At 55.5% G+C, this 18,171-nt stretch carries 11 protein-coding genes; 9 read left to right on the plus strand and 2 right to left on the minus strand.

The window, feature by feature from the left end:
* Positions 1-75: 75 nt before the first annotated feature.
* The 5 genes from CLV58_RS14720 (at position 76) to CLV58_RS14740 (ending at position 10,899) form a co-directional block, all read left to right on the plus strand.
* Positions 76-3,369: a SusC/RagA family TonB-linked outer membrane protein gene (locus CLV58_RS14720; RefSeq protein ID WP_245882335.1), complete on the plus strand. Its 3,294-nt coding sequence runs from the start codon at positions 76-78 to the stop codon at positions 3,367-3,369.
* An 18-nt stretch (positions 3,370-3,387) separates the two neighbouring features.
* Positions 3,388-5,238: a RagB/SusD family nutrient uptake outer membrane protein gene (locus tag CLV58_RS14725; RefSeq protein WP_106138587.1), complete on the plus strand. Its 1,851-nt coding sequence runs from the start codon at positions 3,388-3,390 to the stop codon at positions 5,236-5,238.
* Between the two features lie 159 nt (positions 5,239-5,397).
* Positions 5,398-8,853 (plus strand): VCBS repeat-containing protein, encoded by a 3,456-nt coding sequence (locus CLV58_RS14730; RefSeq protein ID WP_106138588.1) that lies wholly within the window; start codon positions 5,398-5,400, stop codon positions 8,851-8,853.
* Positions 8,853-10,127: an McrC family protein gene (locus CLV58_RS14735; RefSeq protein ID WP_106138589.1), complete on the plus strand. Its 1,275-nt coding sequence runs from the start codon at positions 8,853-8,855 to the stop codon at positions 10,125-10,127. The genes CLV58_RS14730 and CLV58_RS14735 overlap by 1 nt, the downstream gene beginning before the upstream one ends.
* 115 nt (positions 10,128-10,242) lie before the next feature.
* On the plus strand, positions 10,243-10,899 hold the full coding sequence (locus CLV58_RS14740; RefSeq protein ID WP_106138590.1) for an SGNH/GDSL hydrolase family protein: 657 nt from the start codon (positions 10,243-10,245) through the stop codon (positions 10,897-10,899).
* A gap of 147 nt (positions 10,900-11,046) precedes the next feature.
* Here the strand turns inward: CLV58_RS14740 and CLV58_RS14745 are convergent, their stop codons facing one another.
* Positions 11,047-11,826 carry a DUF2490 domain-containing protein gene (locus tag CLV58_RS14745; RefSeq protein ID WP_106138591.1) on the minus strand — a complete coding sequence of 260 codons (780 nt, stop codon included), beginning with the start codon at positions 11,824-11,826 and terminating at the stop codon, positions 11,047-11,049.
* A gap of 146 nt (positions 11,827-11,972) precedes the next feature.
* On the opposite strand from CLV58_RS14745, the gene CLV58_RS14750 reads away from it, so the two are divergent.
* The gene (locus tag CLV58_RS14750; protein ID WP_106138592.1) at positions 11,973-12,500 is read left to right on the plus strand and encodes a GNAT family N-acetyltransferase; all 528 of its coding nucleotides are present in this window, start codon (positions 11,973-11,975) and stop codon (positions 12,498-12,500) included.
* A 108-nt stretch (positions 12,501-12,608) separates the two neighbouring features.
* Here the strand turns inward: CLV58_RS14750 and CLV58_RS14755 are convergent, their stop codons facing one another.
* Positions 12,609-14,882 carry an aconitate hydratase gene (locus CLV58_RS14755; RefSeq protein WP_106138593.1) on the minus strand — a complete coding sequence of 758 codons (2,274 nt, stop codon included), beginning with the start codon at positions 14,880-14,882 and terminating at the stop codon, positions 12,609-12,611.
* A gap of 270 nt (positions 14,883-15,152) precedes the next feature.
* Between CLV58_RS14755 and CLV58_RS14760 the strand changes: the two genes are divergently transcribed.
* The 3 genes from CLV58_RS14760 to CLV58_RS14770 all read left to right on the plus strand — a co-directional run bounded on the left by CLV58_RS14760 (position 15,153) and on the right by CLV58_RS14770 (position 17,887).
* Positions 15,153-15,614, plus strand: coding sequence for a CHRD domain-containing protein (locus tag CLV58_RS14760; protein WP_106138594.1), 462 nt, complete (start codon positions 15,153-15,155; stop codon positions 15,612-15,614).
* Positions 15,615-15,818: 204 nt separating this feature from the next.
* Entirely contained in the window at positions 15,819-16,649 is an 831-nt protein-coding gene (gene kduI, locus CLV58_RS14765; RefSeq protein ID WP_106138595.1) for a 5-dehydro-4-deoxy-D-glucuronate isomerase, read from the plus strand.
* A 68-nt stretch (positions 16,650-16,717) separates the two neighbouring features.
* On the plus strand, positions 16,718-17,887 hold the full coding sequence (locus tag CLV58_RS14770) for a glycoside hydrolase family 88 protein (RefSeq protein ID WP_106138622.1): 1,170 nt from the start codon (positions 16,718-16,720) through the stop codon (positions 17,885-17,887).
* Positions 17,888-18,171 lie beyond the last annotated feature (284 nt).

An 18,171-nucleotide genomic window follows, 5' to 3' on the forward strand; every position in this document is an offset into this window, starting at 1 on the left:
TAGCGAATATAATACCGGTAAAAACACGCAACCACCAACTTTGAATCGGTAGTTAAACTATAACGTGGTTGAATCATGCCAAAACTATTTACGAACCAAAAAGTTTGCGGAGATCCCGAAGCCGATTTATCGGGCGTGCAGGCAAGAACGGTGAGACGAAGCGCGCTTTGTCTGATTTTTTTGCTTGGTTTTCTGGTGTCAGTAGGCGCTTATGCCCAGACTAAAGTAACCGGTAAGGTGCTGGACGCGCAGGGACTGGCCTTACCTGGCGTCAGTATTGTCATTAAGGGAACGACTACCGGTACCGTAACGGGCGCAGAAGGTGATTACACGCTGAACGTGCCAAACCGCAACGCAACGCTCGTTTTCTCGTATATCGGCTATATCAGCCAGGAGATCGCACTAAATGGTCGTAGCTCGGTCGACATCACGCTGACATCAGATGATAAGATGCTAAGCGAAGTAGTGGTTGTCGGGTATGGGGAGCAAAAGAAAGAAACCGTAACCGGTTCCGTTGCGACCGTAAAAGGTAACGATCTGGTCAAGTCGCCTGCCGTCAACCTGACTAACTCGATCGCGGGCCGGATGCCGGGCGTTATCGCGACGAACAGCAGCGGGGAACCCGGTTATGATGGCGCTGCCATTCGGATTCGGGGCTCCAACACGCTGGGTAACAACGACGCGCTGATCGTTATCGACGGGGTGCCGGCGCGGGCTGGTGGTATCGACCGGCTGAACCCGGCCGATATCGAAAGCATTTCGGTCCTGAAAGATGCGTCGGCGGCTATCTACGGGTCGCGAGCGGCTAACGGAGTAATTCTGGTGACGACCAAACGGGGTAAAAGCGGTAAGCCGGAGCTGTCGTACAGCTTCAACCAGGGTTTTTCTCAACCAACGGTTATTCCCAAAATGGCGTCGGCTGCTGAATATGCCCAGCTGAACAACGAAATCAACCTGTACAACAACCTGCCGTCAGGTTACTGGAAAGATGCCAATGCGGCTTTCAACAGCACGGGAAGCTACACCCGGCCCGACAATGGCGTCGTGGTTCCGGCGGCTTACTCGCCCAGCGACATCCAAAAGTTTAAGGACGGATCTGATCCCTGGGGCCACCCTAACACCGACTGGTTCGGCGCAGCGCTGAAGCCGTGGTCACCCCAGGTGCGGCACACGCTGCAATTGGTGGGTGGTTCGGAAAACATTAAATACCTGGCCTCGGCCAACTACCAGAATCAGGACGCTTACTACAAAAACTCGGCGACGGGCTATAAGCAGTATGACTTCCGGTTAAATCTGGACGCCAAAATCAGCAAGTATATCAATCTGGTAACGGGTGTTGTCGGTCGTCAGGAAAACCGGTTCTTCCCAACCGTTGGAGCCGGTGATATTTTCCGGATGCTGGCACGGGGCTATCCAAACAAACCTGCTTTCTGGCCGAACGGTCTGCCTGCTCCTGACATCGAGAACGGACAGCAGCCCGTACTGGTTACGACCAGCGCCACGGGTTACAACAGAGATACCCGCTATTATCTGCAAAGCAATGCCAGTCTGAATATCACCAACCCCTGGGTACCGGGTCTGAAGCTGACGGCCAGTGTTGCGTTGGACAAATACATTCAACAGGGTAAGGTTTGGCAAACTCCCTGGTACGTCTATAGCTGGGATTATACATCCTACGACCCGACGACGAAAGAACCGCTTCTTCAGCGCGTACAGAAAGGGCCCGCGCAATCGACCCTCAACCAGTACACAAACGATCAGTTCAATTCACTACTGTCGGGTATTCTGTCGTACGACAAAACCTTCAATGCCAATCATGCGATTACGTTACTGGCTGGTATCACCAAAGAGCAATCTAACTCAAACGGTTTCTCCGGCTTCCGGCAATACTTTAACTCGACGGCGATTGACCAGCTGTTTGCAGGTAGCCAAACCCAGCAGGTGGCCAATACGACAGCGGCCTGGGAGCGGGCACGTATGAGTTACTTCGGCCGCGCTGCCTACAACTACAAAGAGAAATACCTGGCCGAATTCCTGTGGCGCTATGACGGTTCGTATATGTTTCCTCGTTCGAGCCGCTGGGGCTTCTTCCCCGGCGTAACGGCGGGCTGGCGTATTTCGGAGGAAGATTTCTTCAAGAAGGCGCTGCCAGCGGTTAGCTCTCTGAAACTGCGCGCGTCCTGGGGTCAGTTGGGGAACGACCAGGTTTATTTCAACGGTAACCTGCGCGAGTACGATTACCTGCCGACGTACGCGTACGGTGATGCCGTCAATTCAAACTGGGGGTACGTACTGAATAACCAGGTATCGCAGACACTGTACGAAAACGGTGTTCCAAATACGAAGCTGACCTGGGAAGTTGCCAACAACGCCGATCTCGGTCTGGAAGGCTCGTTGATGAATGGTAAGGTATTCTTCGAATTCGACGTGTTCCAGAACAAACGGTCGAATATCCTGTGGCGTCAGAGTGCATCGATTCCACAAACAACCGGCGCTACGCTGCCCGCTACCAATATCGGGCGTGTAACGAACAAAGGCTATGAGTTCCGGGTGGGTTACAACGGACAGGCGGGTGATTTCAAATACAGCGTCAGCGTGAACGGTGGTTACGCCAAGAACACCATTACGTTCTGGGACGAAACGCCGGGTGCACCCGAGTGGCAGCGGTCGACGGGTAAGCCTATTCCTACCGACGTGAACAATCCAAATAACCCCAACGGTACGCTTATGTACCAGTACGACGGTATTTTCTCGACGCAGGCCGACATTGATGCCAACAAGATCGACTACAGCGGTGTGGGTGCCAGTTTGCTACGTCCCGGCGACATGAAACTGAAAGATATCAACGGCGACGGAAAAATCGACGCAAACGACCGGGTCCGGGCCGACCGCAACAACCAGCCTCGTTTTCAGGGTGGTCTGAATGCCAGCGTCCGGTACAAAAACTTCGATCTCAGCATTCTCTTCCAGGCATCGGCAGGCGGGCAGATCTTCCTGCAAACGGAGTCGGGTACGATCGGTAACTTCCTGCAATACAGCTACGATCACCGCTGGACGGTCGATAACCAGAGTACGGTCGACCCACGCATCGTAGACCGTAGCAATCAGTACTTCTCCAACGGTACGACCTACTGGCTGCGGAGCACCGATTACGTTCGTCTGAAAAACCTGGAGCTGGGCTATACGCTGCCGAGTACCCTTTCGGGCAAAGTGGGGCTGAATAACCTGCGGGTTTATGTCAACGGACTCAACCTGGCAACGTACGCACCAGCGATGAAAGGCATCTTCGATCCTGAATCGACCAATAGCGCTGGTCAGTACTATCCACAGGCACGGGTTATCAACGCGGGTCTAACAGTCAGTTTCTAAACGATTAATCAGATTACCATGAACTATATAGCAAAGTGTCTATCGGTCAGCCTGCTGTTGGGCACGACGATGATCGCTTGTAACACTGATTTCCTGGATACGAAGCCACTCGACAAAGTGTCGGGGGATGCGGTTTGGGCCGACCGGGCGCTTTCCGAAGCCTTCGTGACGGACGTATACAATGGCATCCGGGATGGGTTGCTGGATCAGATGAGCTTCGATTGCCAGACCGACAACGCCCTGTACAGCTTTGGCAAACAGGACGTAAACGAGGCTAACGTTAGCCCATCCAACATCGGTACCGTAAAAAGCACCATGGAATGGGGTGCCATTTACGCCCGGATTCGGGCCGCCAACATCGCCCTGTCGAAACTGGCCAAGCCTTCGTTCGACAACAGTGGTGATCTGGCCGGGCGGATGCGCGGTGAGATGTACTTCTTACGGGCTTATTACTACAACCAGTTGCTGCGTTACCACGGAGGGATACCCATCATCAAATCGGCCTACACGCTGGACGAAGGTGATTTTACGGTGGCACGGAATACGTATGAGGAATGTGTCAACGCAATCGTTACCGATCTGGATTCCGCCACGGCGCTGCTGAAGGGCCGTAGTATGGTAGCGGGCCGGGCAACGATGGGCGCGTCGATGGCCCTTAAAGCACGGGTTCTGTTGTACGCTGCCAGCGATCTGCACGATATACCAACGGCAAAAGCTAAGTCGAGCGTCATTGCCAGTTTCGCCAATCCTGAGTTGCTGGGTTACGTGAGTGGCGACCGGACAGCCCGCTGGAAAAAAGCGCAGGATGCCGCCAAGGCCGTTATGGACCTGAATATGTATGGCTATAAGCTGAACCTGTCGGCTCCCGTGACGGCGGCCGAAGGGCAGGCCAACTACGTCAACCTGTCGCTGTCGCGTAACGGTGGAGAAACCGACGGTATTTTCCTGAAATACTACATTCGGGCATCCAACGACGACTGGGGCTCCTGGTTCCCGCGTAACAACATGCCAAACGGGTACCACGGCTGGACGTCCAGCGAACCCACGCAGCAGATGGTGGATAACTACGAAATGATGGATGGTACCAAGTTCGACTGGAGCAATCCGACCCATGCCGCAGCACCCTACGAAAACCGCGATCCCCGTTTCTACGCGTCGATTCTCTATGACGGTGCGCAGTGGAAGCCCCGTACGCCCGATGGCGCTGGTATCGACCCGGCTGGTCAGATTCAGATGGGTGAATACGAAGTAGGCTCGTCGTCGGCCCCGACCAAGTTTTCGGGTCTGGACACCCGTAACAGTACCATCGAAAACTGGAACGGAACCTGGACGGGCTACGCTATCCGTAAGTTCTTCAATGACGATGTGTCGATCGTCGACCAGAATATCCGTCAGGAAATTCCGTCTATCCAGATTCGGTATACCGAAGTGGTGCTGAACTATGCAGAAGCCTGTTTGATGCTGGGTCAGGAAGCAGAGGCAAAGAAGTGGATCAACGCTGTTCGGTTCCGGTCCGGGATGCCCGCCATCACCGAAACGGGTTCGGCTCTGATGGCCCGCTACCAGAACGAGCGAAACGTGGAGATGTTCCTGGAAGATCAACGCTTCTACGACGTTCGCCGTTGGATGATTGCGCCGACAGTGCTTGGTCAGCAGGCCCGGATCATTGCCATTACGGGTAAACTCAAATCCGGCAAAACGGTCACGACTTATAAGTATAGCAAAGACAACTACAACTATACGTACAAGGTGCAGGACCTCGGAACGGGTAAGGAAAACCGGAAGTGGAACGACAAAATTTACTTCCTGCCGATCAGCCGTGATGAAATAAACCGGAATAGCAAGCTGATTCAAAACCCTGGCTACTAAGTATGCGACTAGCCCCTCCCTAACGGGGAGGGGTTGAGGTGGGGTAAAAAATGCCAGCGCTTTCGGGTGCTGGCATTTTTGGTTATTTTTAGGGAACAAATAGTACCCCCCGTCCCCCTAAAGGGGGAGGACTCGGCCATCACTGATGGTGGCTAGGTAATGTCCTCACCCCCTTCAGGGGGACGGGGGGTATTGTATTACCGACTACCCCCCGTGAAACGCTTTACTTACCTTACGCTGACAGCCGGATTGTTAGCAACAGCCGCCTGTCAGAAATCAGCGGATTCGTCGTCTTCCCCGCAAACGGCTGACACACCGACCAGTCCCGCACTGTTTACGTTGCTCTCACCCGATCAGACGGGAGTCACGTTTTCCAATAATCTCGTCGAAGGGCTGAATACCAACGTGCTGATGTACGAGTATTTCTACAACGGCGGGGGCGTAGCCGTGGGCGACCTCAACAACGATGGTCTCGACGACATCTACTTTACCGCCAACATGGCACCCAACAAGCTGTACCTCAACCGGACCGCGCCCGGTAAGGGTAACATGCGCTTCGAAGATATTACGGCACAATCAGGGGCTGGCGGGAAAGATGATCCATGGAAGACGGGCGTGACGATGGCCGACGTCAACGGCGACGGCAAGCTGGATTTATACATTTCGCGATCCGGGACGATCCGCCCCGAAAACCGGATTCCGGAGTTGCTCATCAACGACGGACCCGATGCGCAGGGCATTCCGCATTTCACCAACCGCACGGCCGAGTATGGACTGGCGCAACCGGTGCAAAGCACACAAGGCGTCTTCTTCGACTACGACCGCGACGGCGACCTCGATCTCTTCCAGCTTAACCACAACCCCCGGCTGTTGCCCATCCTTGATCCGTCGGCAACGGCAGCTATCATGAAGCAGCCCAACCCGGAAATCGGGGTGCGGCTGTATAAAAACACGGGAAACCGATTCACGGATGTAACGGCCAAATCAGGGCTGAGTAGTTCGGTGCTGAGTTACGGACTAGGTGTCGGCGTGTCGGACCTGAACAATGATGGCTGGCCTGATCTGTACGTATCGAACGACTACGGCGTACCGGATTATCTGTACATCAACCAGGCTGGAAAGGGCGGACCCTACTTCCGCGACGTGCTGAAAACGAGCATGGGCCATACGTCTAATTTCTCGATGGGAAACGCCGTCGCCGATGTCAACAACGATTCCCGGCCCGACGTGTTTACGCTCGATATGCTCCCCGAAGACAACCGGCGGCAGAAGCTGCTACTGGCACCCGACAACTATGAAAAGTACGATCTGGCGGTGCAGTCGGGCTTTCACCACCAGAACATGCGGAACATGCTACAGGTCAACAACGGCGATGGTTCCTATCGGGAGGTCGGTCAGCTGGCGGGTATTTCGAATACCGACTGGAGCTGGTCCCCGCTGCTGGCCGATTACGACAACGACGGCTGGAAAGACCTGTACATCACCAATGGGTACGTCCGCGACTATACGAATCAGGACTTTGTGAAGTTTATGAACGACTTCATGCAGAACCGCCCGACGAAAGCGACGCGCGAAGATGTGCTGGAACTCGTTCACAAGATGCCCGCGTCGAACGTGACCAACTACATGTTCCGCAACCGTACCGGCGACGAAGCGCCTGAGCAATCCGGGGAAGTGCGTTTTGCGAACGTTGGCCCGAATTGGGGACTGACGCAGGCATCCAACAGCACGGGCGCGGCCTATGCCGATCTGGATAACGACGGCGACCTGGACCTGGTCGTCAACAACACCAACCAACCGGCATTTATCTACCAGAACGAAGCCCGGACGCAGGCGAAACACCATTTTCTGACGGTGAAACTCGTCGGTAGTGGGGCCAATACGCAGGGGCTCGGTGCCAAGCTGACGGTCTATCAGGCAGGGAAACAGCAGTTTCAGGAACAGATGCCAACGCGCGGCTACCAGTCGAGCATGTCGCCCCGGCTGCATTTCGGACTGGGTGGTAAATCGTCGGTCGATTCGCTGCGTATCGTCTGGCCAACGGGGAAAGAGCAACTCGTAAAAAGCCCCAAGGTCGACCAACTCCTGACGTTACGCGAAGCTGACGCCCGCGAAAGCTACCGGGCTCCTAAAGCGATGCCGGCGTTGTTCGTGGAAACAAAGTCACCCATTACCCGGACGTATTCAACCGTCGCGACCAACGATTTCAAGCGGCAGCCGTTGCTGGTCAATGCACAGTCGTTCGGTGGACCCTGTCTGGTGAAAGGCGACGTCAACGGCGACGGGTTGGAGGATGTCTACGCCGGTGGGAACAGCGGACAGGCCGGGGCTCTTTACATTCAGCAGGCGAATGGGCAGTTCAGCGCCCGGCCACAATCGGCCTTAGACACCGACAAACAGTCGGAAGATACCGACGCCTTATTTTTTGACGCCAACGGCGATGGAAAATCCGACCTGTACGTGTGCAGCGGTGGCTACGGCGATTTTCAGCCCGACGATGTGCGGTTGCAGGATCGGCTGTATCTGAACGATGGTGCTGGTAACTTCACGAAAGCGGCCAACGCATTGCCAGCCATGCGTACCAGTAAGAGCTGCGTGCGGGCCGTCGATCTGAACGGCGACGGTAAACTGGATTTGTTTGTTGGCGGGCGTGTGATTCCCGGCCGCTACCCGGAAGCGCCACGATCATACGTACTGATTAACAACGGTAAGGGTGGCTTTACCGATCAAACCGCTAAGGTCGCGCCCGCGCTGGCGCAGATCGGGATGGTGACCGATGCCGCCTGGACGGACCTGAATGCCGACAAAAAACCAGAACTGGTGCTGGTCGGGGAGTGGATGCCAGTTACGGTGATGAGCCTGGCCGGCGGGCAACTCGTTGACAAAACGACGGACTTCCTGCCGAAAGAATATCGGGGCTGGTGGAACAAACTGCTGGTCGATGATCTGAACGGCGACGGTCGGCCCGATCTGGTGATTGGCAATCAGGGGTTGAATACGCAGTGCCGGGCCAGCGAAACCGAACCGGCCGAACTGGTCTACAAAGATTTCGATAACAACGGCAAAATCGATCCGGTACTGTGTCTGTACGTACAGGGAAAAAGCTACCCCCACGCCAGTCGCGACGAACTGCTCGATCAGATGGCGATGCTGCGAAAGCGATTCACTGACTACGATACCTACTCGAACGCGACGCTAACAACCGTGTTTACCGAAGAGGAGTTGAAAGACGCCAAGCGCCTGACCGCCAATCAACTGCTGACGACCTGCCTGCTCAGTTCGGGTACTGGTAAACTGGTTGAAAAAACGCTGCCGTTGTCGGCGCAGGTTGCGCCGGTGTTTACCGTTACTGCACTGGATTATGATCGCGATGGACACAAAGACCTATTGCTCTGCGGCAACGCGACGAAAAGCCGCATCCGTTTCGGGCGGTCGGACGCTAATATGGGCGTACTGCTGCGCAACGATGGCCGGGGCGGTTTCGTACCCGTATCGCCCGCCCAATCGGGCTTCCAACTGAAAGGCGATGTACGGTCAGTACTTCCCATTGGGCAGACGTTGCTGGTAGGCATTAACCAACAGGCTATTCGCGCCTATAAACCCAGTAAACCCTAATGCATACCCGACATAATCGTCGCGTTACCGTTGCCGAACAGTCGCTCGTCACGACCGATGCGGCCATGGGAAACGACGCGACAGTTGTGTCGGAACGGGCGTTCGAATTACTCCGTCAGCAGGCACTCGACCCCGACAGTGACTGGCTGACGCTGTTTACGCGCAAAGGGCGGGAGTACGTCCGAATCGGGCCGTACGTAGGGCTGGTGCAACTGGCCGACGGTACCCAACTCGAACTGCTGCCGAAACTGGAGCAGCCCGATCAGGCCCGGCCCCTGTTGCTGACCATGCTCCGCCATCTGCCCGACAGTCCGTTTCGTACACTGCCTATGTCGCCGACCGGTGCTGCGGATTTGCCGCTCTGGGATGTTTTCGTGCTGACGTTTCTCAATGTCCTGACTACGCTGACCCGGCAGGGCTTGCAACGGGCCTACGAAACGGTCGAGCGTAACGAATCGGTCTGGAAAGGGAAATTTCAGGCGGGGCGACACCTGCGTGACAACGCCCACCATGCCGAACGACTGGCTGTTCGTTACGATCAGCTCAGCGCCGATATTGCCCCCAACCGGCTTTTAAAGTCGACGCTGGTAACGATCGACCGGCAACTGCCGCGCTCGCCAGTACAGGCGCAGGTTCGGCAATGGCTGTGTACACTTGATGACGTACCTTCATCGGCCAACGTCTCCGACGATCTGCGGGCCAGTCAGCGGCTGGGTCGCTTGTTCACGCGGTACGAACCGGCGCTTCGATGGGCCGAGGCTTTATTGATGGGGCAGGCCTTTGGCGCACAGTCGGGCCGGACGAACAGTCTGTCGCTGCTGTTTCCAATGCCACGCGTCTTCGAAGCCTACATAGCCCACGGCGTTCGGCGGTATTGGCCGGAGTCAGGGCAGGTAACCGTACAGGAATCGTCGGCGCACCTGGTCGATGACCACATTGGCGGCCCGAAATTCAAGCTGCGCCCGGATATACTGATTCGACAGGAGAACGGCCAAACACTGGTTCTCGACACGAAATGGAAACTGCTCGACGGCACCGACCGGCGGGGCAATTACGGCATCGAACAGGCTGACTTGTACCAGCTGTTTGCCTACGGCAAGAAATACGACGCCACCCGCCTGTTCCTGATTTACCCCATGAACCCTGCCTTCCGCAACCCGCTACACGTTTTCGGTTACGATGCGTCGACCAGTTTGCATGTGCTGCCCTTCGATCTGTCGCGTCCATTGGCGACAGAAATCGATAAGCTGGCTGAATACGCACTGTCGGTTTGATGGGTAAGGTTATCTCTGATAACTAGAAGCTGCCGGAGACAACTGTATCGCTTCATGTAGGTAGATTCCGTAAGGCAGAACGTTTGTACTTTGTGTAAAAAAACAAAAATTAACCATGCGTACCGGCCTGAGCCTATTGCTTATTGCGTTGCTGTTGTCAACGGCGTTTGTTGCTAAACCAACCCGTGTCGTGTTCTTCGGGGATTCTATCACGCAGGCGGGTGTCAACCCCGGCGGGTACATCGATCGGTTGCGAAAAATGATGCCGACGGATCAATTCGAGCTGATCGGAGCGGGTATTGGCGGAAACAAAATTTACGATCTGTTTTTGCGTATGGACAACGACGTAATCGCTCAGAAACCTGACGTGGTTGTCGTGTGGGTGGGTGTCAACGACGTGTGGCACAAAAGCTCGTTCGGTACCGGTACTGATCCCGACAAGTTTGTGAAGTTCTACGACGCTGTAATTGACAAACTACAGGCGGCTGGCGCGAAAGTGATGCTCTGCACACCGGCAGCTATCGGCGAAAAAACGGATTTCAGTAATCAGCAGGATGGCGACCTGAATCAGTACAGTCAGCTGATTCGCGATCTGGCCAAGCGCCGGAACCTGCAAGTGATCGATCTGCGCAAGGCGTTTCTGGAATACAATCTGAAAAACAACCCCGACAACAAAGAGAAGGGTATCCTGACTACTGATCGCGTTCACCTCAACGAAGCCGGTAATCAGCTCGTCGCCGAACAGATGCAGAAAGCCCTGACGGGAAAATAACCCAGACCAGTTGGTCTGGCGGGCGATCTTGTAGCCTGGACCTCCAGGTCCGGGTGGCCGTTAGGCCAACTCTTGCAGGCGGCAGCTAACAGGTCGCTATGCGCCCACCCGGACCTGGAGGTCCAGGCTACAATTACACGGGCCACACTACCGTTTCGTGAAATCGAGATCGTAATTGAGATTCAGCCGAAAGCCGTGGTTGATCTCGAAGACCGGTTTACCCGATACCGGATCGGACTCCGGATGCTGCGTAATCTGATTGAGGTAATTTAATTCCAGCTGTAGATTGTCGCGAAGCTGATAGCCCAGTCCGCCCGAAATTCGGTTCTGGTTGAAAATATTGTTTTCGACGTTCCGGCCGAAGCCGATAAAAAGTTCGTCGAAAAAATTGAGATATAGCTCCCCCGGCTCTGTCGTCGGGCCGGCTAGCGGGAACGACCCCGTTAGTTGGTACCGGGCCCGGTTCTGGTACTCCCAGTCGATTATCCGGTCAGGATTTACATCGGATTCTACACTGAGCCACCGCTGTTCAAGTCGAAAACGATGGCTCAGTTTTAGGCGACTGAGCTTATCGCTAACGGTTATGTCTTCGTAGGCGCGATGTTCCAGTGTCGGTACGCCCATGCTGGCAACCGGATAATCGCCGTACGGGTATGTCACCAGGAGCGTATAGCCACCCCCGACCTTCACGCGCTCAGATAGCTTGTAGTTGGTACCCAGTCGGGCCAGTTGCTGCTGCCAGGATTGGATAAAGTCGACACGACGCCATTGATATTCGGTATGAATGGTCCATCGTTTGGCAACTTTGTGGTCGCCATTATACGTATACCAGCCGATGGCGTTGCGGTCGATGATGCGGTATTGCTGCGCCTGACTGACGGTCGCCAGGCAACCAAGCAGCAGGAGAAATAGATAGCGATGGGGCATGCAAACGGATTATATCTTACCTAACCGCCCCCCGGCGCGGATGTTTGCCATCAGCGAATGTCGCTGTACCCGTATTTGAACCTGCGGGGCTGGTAAGCAGTCACCGGTAAAGCATAGAATTGACTCGATTAACCAATTGATTCGCCATGCGCTTGTTTCCCGTTTCGGCCCATCATCCCTACCTGACATCAATACGAACCTGGTACGAAGCCTCATTCCCACCTGACGAACGCCGACCTTTCGGGCAAGTTGTGCAACTTCTTGCCTGCCCCGATATGCATCTCTGCGGTCTGGTCGATGGAGACGATCTGGTGGGGTTTGTCGTATACTGGCGCTGGCCCGAGATGCTGTTTGTCGAACATATCGCCGTTGATCCCGACCGGCGGGGCAGGCAATACGGTCAACAGGCAATCAGCCAACTGTTACGACTGGAAAGCCCGTATCATGTTCTCGAAGTTGAACTGCCTCAGGATGGCACGAGTCAACGACGGGTTCGCTTTTATGAGCGACTAGGCTTTTCTGCGGCCCCATTCAGCTATGCGCAACCGCCCTATCAGGCGGGTAGTCCGGCCATACCCATGTACCTGATGGCGAGCCCTGCCATTCCCGATCAGCAGACGTTTCGTATCCTAAGCCAGCTGATTCGGGAACGGGTTTACGAACGATTTTATTGACGGCGCGAGGCTGACATGAGTGAACGTAGTCCGGCTTCACGCCATTCGTAAAAACGAAAACAGCTCGACCGATGGCCGAGCTGTTTTCAGTATAGCAACCTATGTCGCTTAGGCGTTGGCTGCCTGTTTCATCCGAATGATGTTTAGCGCGGCACCCGCTTTGAACCACTCGATCTGACCTTCGTTGTACGTGTGGTTAACCGCGAACTCATCCGACGAGCCATCGGCGTGGTGCAGCACAACCGTCAGCGGAACGCCCGGCGCGAAGCTGGTCAGTCCCTTGATGTCGATCGAATCGTCTTCCTGTACTTTATCGTAGTCGGCGGGGTTCGCGAACGTCAGCGCCAGCATACCCTGCTTTTTCAGGTTGGTTTCGTGAATCCGGGCGAACGAACGCACCAGGATAGCCCGAACACCCAGGAAGCGGGGTTCCATGGCCGCGTGCTCCCGCGACGAGCCTTCACCGTAGTTTTCATCACCCACAACAACCGACCCGATACCGGCGGCTTTGTAGGCCCGCTGAACAGCCGGTACTTCGCCGTACTCGCCCGTCAACTGGTTTTTCACCGTGTTGGTCTTATCGTTGTAGAAGTTGACCGCCCCGATGAGCATGTTGTTCGAGATGTTGTCGAGGTGACCCCGGTACTTCAGCCACGGACCAGCCATCGAAATGTGGTCGGTCGTACACTTGCCTTTCGCTTTGATCAGCAGTTTCAGGCCAGTCAGGTCGGTACCTTCCCAGGCTTTGAACGGAGCCAGCAGTTGCAGACGGTCCGAAGTAGGCGATACGATTACCTGTACACCCGAGCCATCTTCAGCCGGAGCCTGATAACCCGCGTCGTCCACCGCGTACCCTTTTACCGGCTGTTCGATACCGGCGGGTTCGTCGAGCATTACCTGCTCGCCCGACTCGTTGGTCAGCGTATCGGTCATCGGGTTGAACGTCAGATCACCGGCAATGGCGAAAGCCGTTACGATTTCGGGCGATGCCACGAAGGCGTGGGTGCTGGCGTTACCGTCGTTCCGTTTGGCGAAATTCCGGTTGAACGAGGTGATGATCGAGTTGGGGCGGCTTGGATCATCCATGTGCCGTGCCCACTGTCCGATACACGGACCACAGGCGTTGGCCAGTACGACACCACCGATTTGCTCGAACGTATTCAGGATACCATCGCGCTCAGCCGTGAACCGAACCAGTTCCGAACCGGGGGTTACGGTGAACTCAGCTTTCGCTTTCAGGCCTTTGCTCGTTGCCTGAGCCGCTACCGACGCCGACCGGGTCATGTCTTCGTAGCTCGAGTTGGTGCACGAGCCAATCAGACCGACTTCCAGCCGCTCCGGCCAGTTGTTTTCCTTCACCGCTTTGGCGAAGTTCGACAGCGGCCACGCGAGGTCGGGGGTAAACGGACCGTTGATATGCGGCTCCAGCTCCGACAGGTTGATTTCGATCAGTTGATCGTAGTACGCTGCGGGATCGGCGTACACTTCATCGTCCGAACGCAGGTGTGCCTTCACAGCGCTGGCTGCATCGGCGATTTCGGCGCGGCTGGTAGCGCGCAGGTAGTCGCCCATTTTCTCGTCGTAGGCGAAGATCGACGTGGTAGCGCCAATTTCGGCGCCCATGTTACAGATCGTACCCTTGCCCGTTGCCGACAGACTTTCCGCGCCTTCACCGAAGTATTCCACGATGCAGCCCGTTCCGCCTTTAACGGTCAGGATACCGGCTACGCGCAGGATAACGTCTTTCGCCGACGCCCAGCCGCTCAGCTTACCGGTCAGCTTCACACCGATCAGTTTCGGCATTTTCAGTTCCCAGGCCAGGCCAGCCATCACGTCGCAGGCATCAGCGCCACCGACACCGATCGCGATCATGCCCAGACCACCCGCGTTTGGCGTGTGCGAATCGGTACCGATCATCATACCACCGGGGAACGCGTAGTTTTCAATAACGACCTGGTGGATGATACCTGCGCCGGGCTTCCAGAAGCCGATGCCGTATTTATCCGAAATAGACGCCAGGAAGTCGTAAACTTCTTTGTTCTTGTTCTTAGCCGCGTCGAGGTCCTCGTCGGCACCCACCTGCGCCTGAATCAGGTGATCGCAGTGTACAGTAGAGGGAACGGCTACTTTGGGCCGGCCAGCCTGCATAAATTGCAGCAGCGCCATCTGGGCCGTAGCGTCCTGCATGGCCACGCGGTCGGGGGCGAAATCGACGTAGGTTTTGCCCCGCTCGAATGCCTCCGTCGGCGTACCGGCGAAGAGGTGGCTGTATAAAATTTTCTCCGACAAAGTCAGCGGTTTGCCCACGACCTGCCGGGCTGCTTCGACGCGCTCGCCAAGGTTAGCGTACACGCGCTGAATCATCTCGACGTCAAAAGCCATAATAAAAGCGGGGATAACAGTTCTTAAAAAAGGGTACCTATTCAGACAACTACCGGAATACTGAATGGATTCCGGGTTGCGGGTCAAAATTAGGGGATTATCAATGGTTTTGGAAATATTCCTATTATCGCGAATTATTCTACCTAAACTGGCTTTCGAAAGCTGCCCGTTGGGTGCTTTGGCCGAACAAAGCCGGGGAAAGGTGGTTGTACTTCCATTTGAACATGCTGTGACCAGCACGTTCGTTAAACCAACATATCCCTATTTGGTATGAAGCGAATCAATGTACTGATGCCTGCCCTGGCGTTGCTCGTAACGGGCTTTGTTGTATCGTCCTGCAAAGACGAAGAGAACCCGACTATCGTTTCGAACGCGCCGACCAGCTTCACCGCCGTTATGAACGGGGCCAGCGAACGGCCGACGCCCGTGTCGACAACGGCAACGGGAACCACGCGCGTGCTGCTGAACGAATCGACCAAAGTATTCAGCTACACCGTTACGTACAGTGGGCTGACACCAACGGCGGGCCATTTCCACCGTATCAATCCTAACTCGACAACGGGTACGGGCGGGGTGGAAATTAACTTTGCCAGCCTGACATCGCCGATCACCGGCAGCTTCACACTGGCGAACCAGGCCCGGATCGATAGCTTCCGAAACGGCTATTACTATTCGAACCTGCACACCGCGACATACGGCAACGGTGAAATTCGGGGTGATATACGACGCTAGTCGGCAACTGATTATCTTGTCGGAAACGTCCGGTAGAAGCGCTGTCTTCTGCCGGACGTTTCGTTTTTATCGGCCATGTCGGATAAGTAGAATTGCACGTAACGATTACTTCTGAACGAACCATTCGCCAATTTTCGGCCGACAAAAGCTGCTTCTGTCGCAACTTGCCGAAAATTGACTACTGACCACTGAAAATTGCTACTTATGCAGGTACGCTATGCCGTTGGCCCCAACGAAACGCGCCAGTTCAACACGACCGAACTCCGGGAAAATTTTCTAATCGAAACGCTGTTTACGCCCAACAGCCTTCAACTGTGCTACAGCCATTACGACCGCGTGATTGTCGGCGGGGCGATGCCGGTTGACAGTCCGGTCGATCTGCCGACCTACCCCGAGCTGCGGAGCGATTTCTTTCTGGAACGACGCGAGCTGGGCATTATCAACGTGGGTGGCGCAGGCTCGGTAACCGTCGACGGGCAAACGTATGAGCTGGCCAAACTCGACGGCTTATACGTCGGGCGCGGTAGTCGCAGCGTATCGTTCGCCAGTCAGCAGGCCGACGCGCCCGCCCGGTTTTATCTGCTATCGTCGCCCGCCCACAAGGAATATCCCACGCAGAAAGCCGCACAGGGCGATGTGTTCTCCGCACCGATGGGATCGGCCGAAGCAGCCAACGAGCGGACGATTTACCGGTACATTCACAAAGACGGCCTGCAAAGCTGCCAGCTCGTGATGGGTCTGACGATTCTGAAGCCCGGTAGTGTCTGGAATACGATGCCTGCTCACGTCCACGACCGGCGGATGGAAGCGTACTTCTACTTCGACCTCGACCATGCGCATCGTATCGTGCATCTGATGGGGCAACCCACCGAAACGCGGCACCTGATGGTTGCCAATCACCAGGCCATCATTTCGCCCCCCTGGTCGATTCACTCGGGCTGCGGCACGTCGAACTACTCGTTTATCTGGGGTATGGCCGGCGAAAACCTCGACTACGCCGACATGGACCTGATCGCGATCGCAGACTTGAAATAGGAGTTCGGTTTACGGTTAGTGTGCATCATGGCAGCCGTAAACCGAATACCGTAAACCGTATGCCGAACATGAAACTCCTTCCCTTCCTCACATTGCTCGTTACGGGTTCGGTGCTGGCGCAGGCACCGATCAACGTCGATAACGAATTTGCGTTTGCCGCCCAGCAGTACAAAGGCATGCTGCAAAGCCACCCCGACACGGCGAAGTTTCCGCAGTCGAGCAAACCCGACGGCAGTCCCGACGATCGAAACTCAAGCTGGTGGTGCAGCGGTTTTTTCGGCGGTTCACTGTGGCATCTTTACCAGCGTACCAATGATCCGTTCTGGAAAGAAGCCGCGCAGAAATGGACGATGGCGGTGGCGAAGGAGCAGCACAATACCGGCACGCACGACCTCGGCTTTATGCTGTACTGTCCGTTCGGCAACGGCTACCGGCTGACCAGAAACGAAGCCTACAAGCCAATTATGCTGACGGGCGCGCAGTCGCTGTCGACACGGTTCAACCCCAGCGTCGGGGTAATCAAGTCGTGGAACAAGTTTCAGACCTACAACTATCCGGTCATCATCGATAACATGATGAATCTGGAATTCCTGTTCTGGGCAGCTAAGAACGGTGGCGACAAACGACTGCGCGAAATCGCCATTACCCACGCCGACAACACACTGAAAAACCACTTCCGGCCCGACAACAGCAGCTACCACGTCGTCTGCTACAACCCCGACGGGACGGTAGCCGCCAAAAAGACGGCGCAGGGGGCCGCCGACAACTCGGCCTGGGCGCGGGGGCAGGCCTGGGGGCTGTACGGCTACACGGTGATGTACCGGGAAACGAAGGATAAGAAGTACCTCGAACAGGCCCGCAAAATCGCCGACTTCTACTTGAGCCACCCCAACCTGCCCGCCGACAAAATTCCGTACTGGGACTTTAATGCCCCCAGTATTCCCAACGAAGAGCGCGACGCATCGGCAGGGGCTATTGCAGCATCGGCACTGCTGGAGCTAAGCACCTACGGCGGACCGTCGGCCAAAACGTACTATCAGCAGGCCGAACGGATATTGCAGAGCCTGAGCAGTCCGGCGTACAAAGCGAAACCCGGTGGCGACAACCACTTTATTCTCGTACATAGCGTTGGCAACAAACCGGGCAAGAGCGAGATCGATACGCCAATCATTTACGCCGACTATTACTATCTGGAAGCCCTGCTGCGCTACGACGCGATGCGGAAGAAGCAGGGATAAACAAGGTATCGAATACCAGTTACAAAAACGGCAGCCGGGCAATCGGACTGCCGTTTTTGCGTATCCGGGTTTGTTTTGCCGACACCGATCCATAAAAACCAGCGATCCCCAAAAAACAATCATGCCTAGACAGCTCGTTTGGAAGTCGGCAGCAGAAAATGGTCGTCATCCGCTCAAATTCAGTTGTTTTCCCGAGCAGATTCGAACGTAGCACGGATACATCTTGTTAACTAGATATACCCGAATCCGTGTTGGTTTGCATCCCGTCTCAGGCAAGCGGCTTG

The organism is Spirosoma oryzae (assembly GCF_003002825.1).
Taxonomy (GTDB): domain Bacteria; phylum Bacteroidota; class Bacteroidia; order Cytophagales; family Spirosomataceae; genus Spirosoma; species Spirosoma oryzae.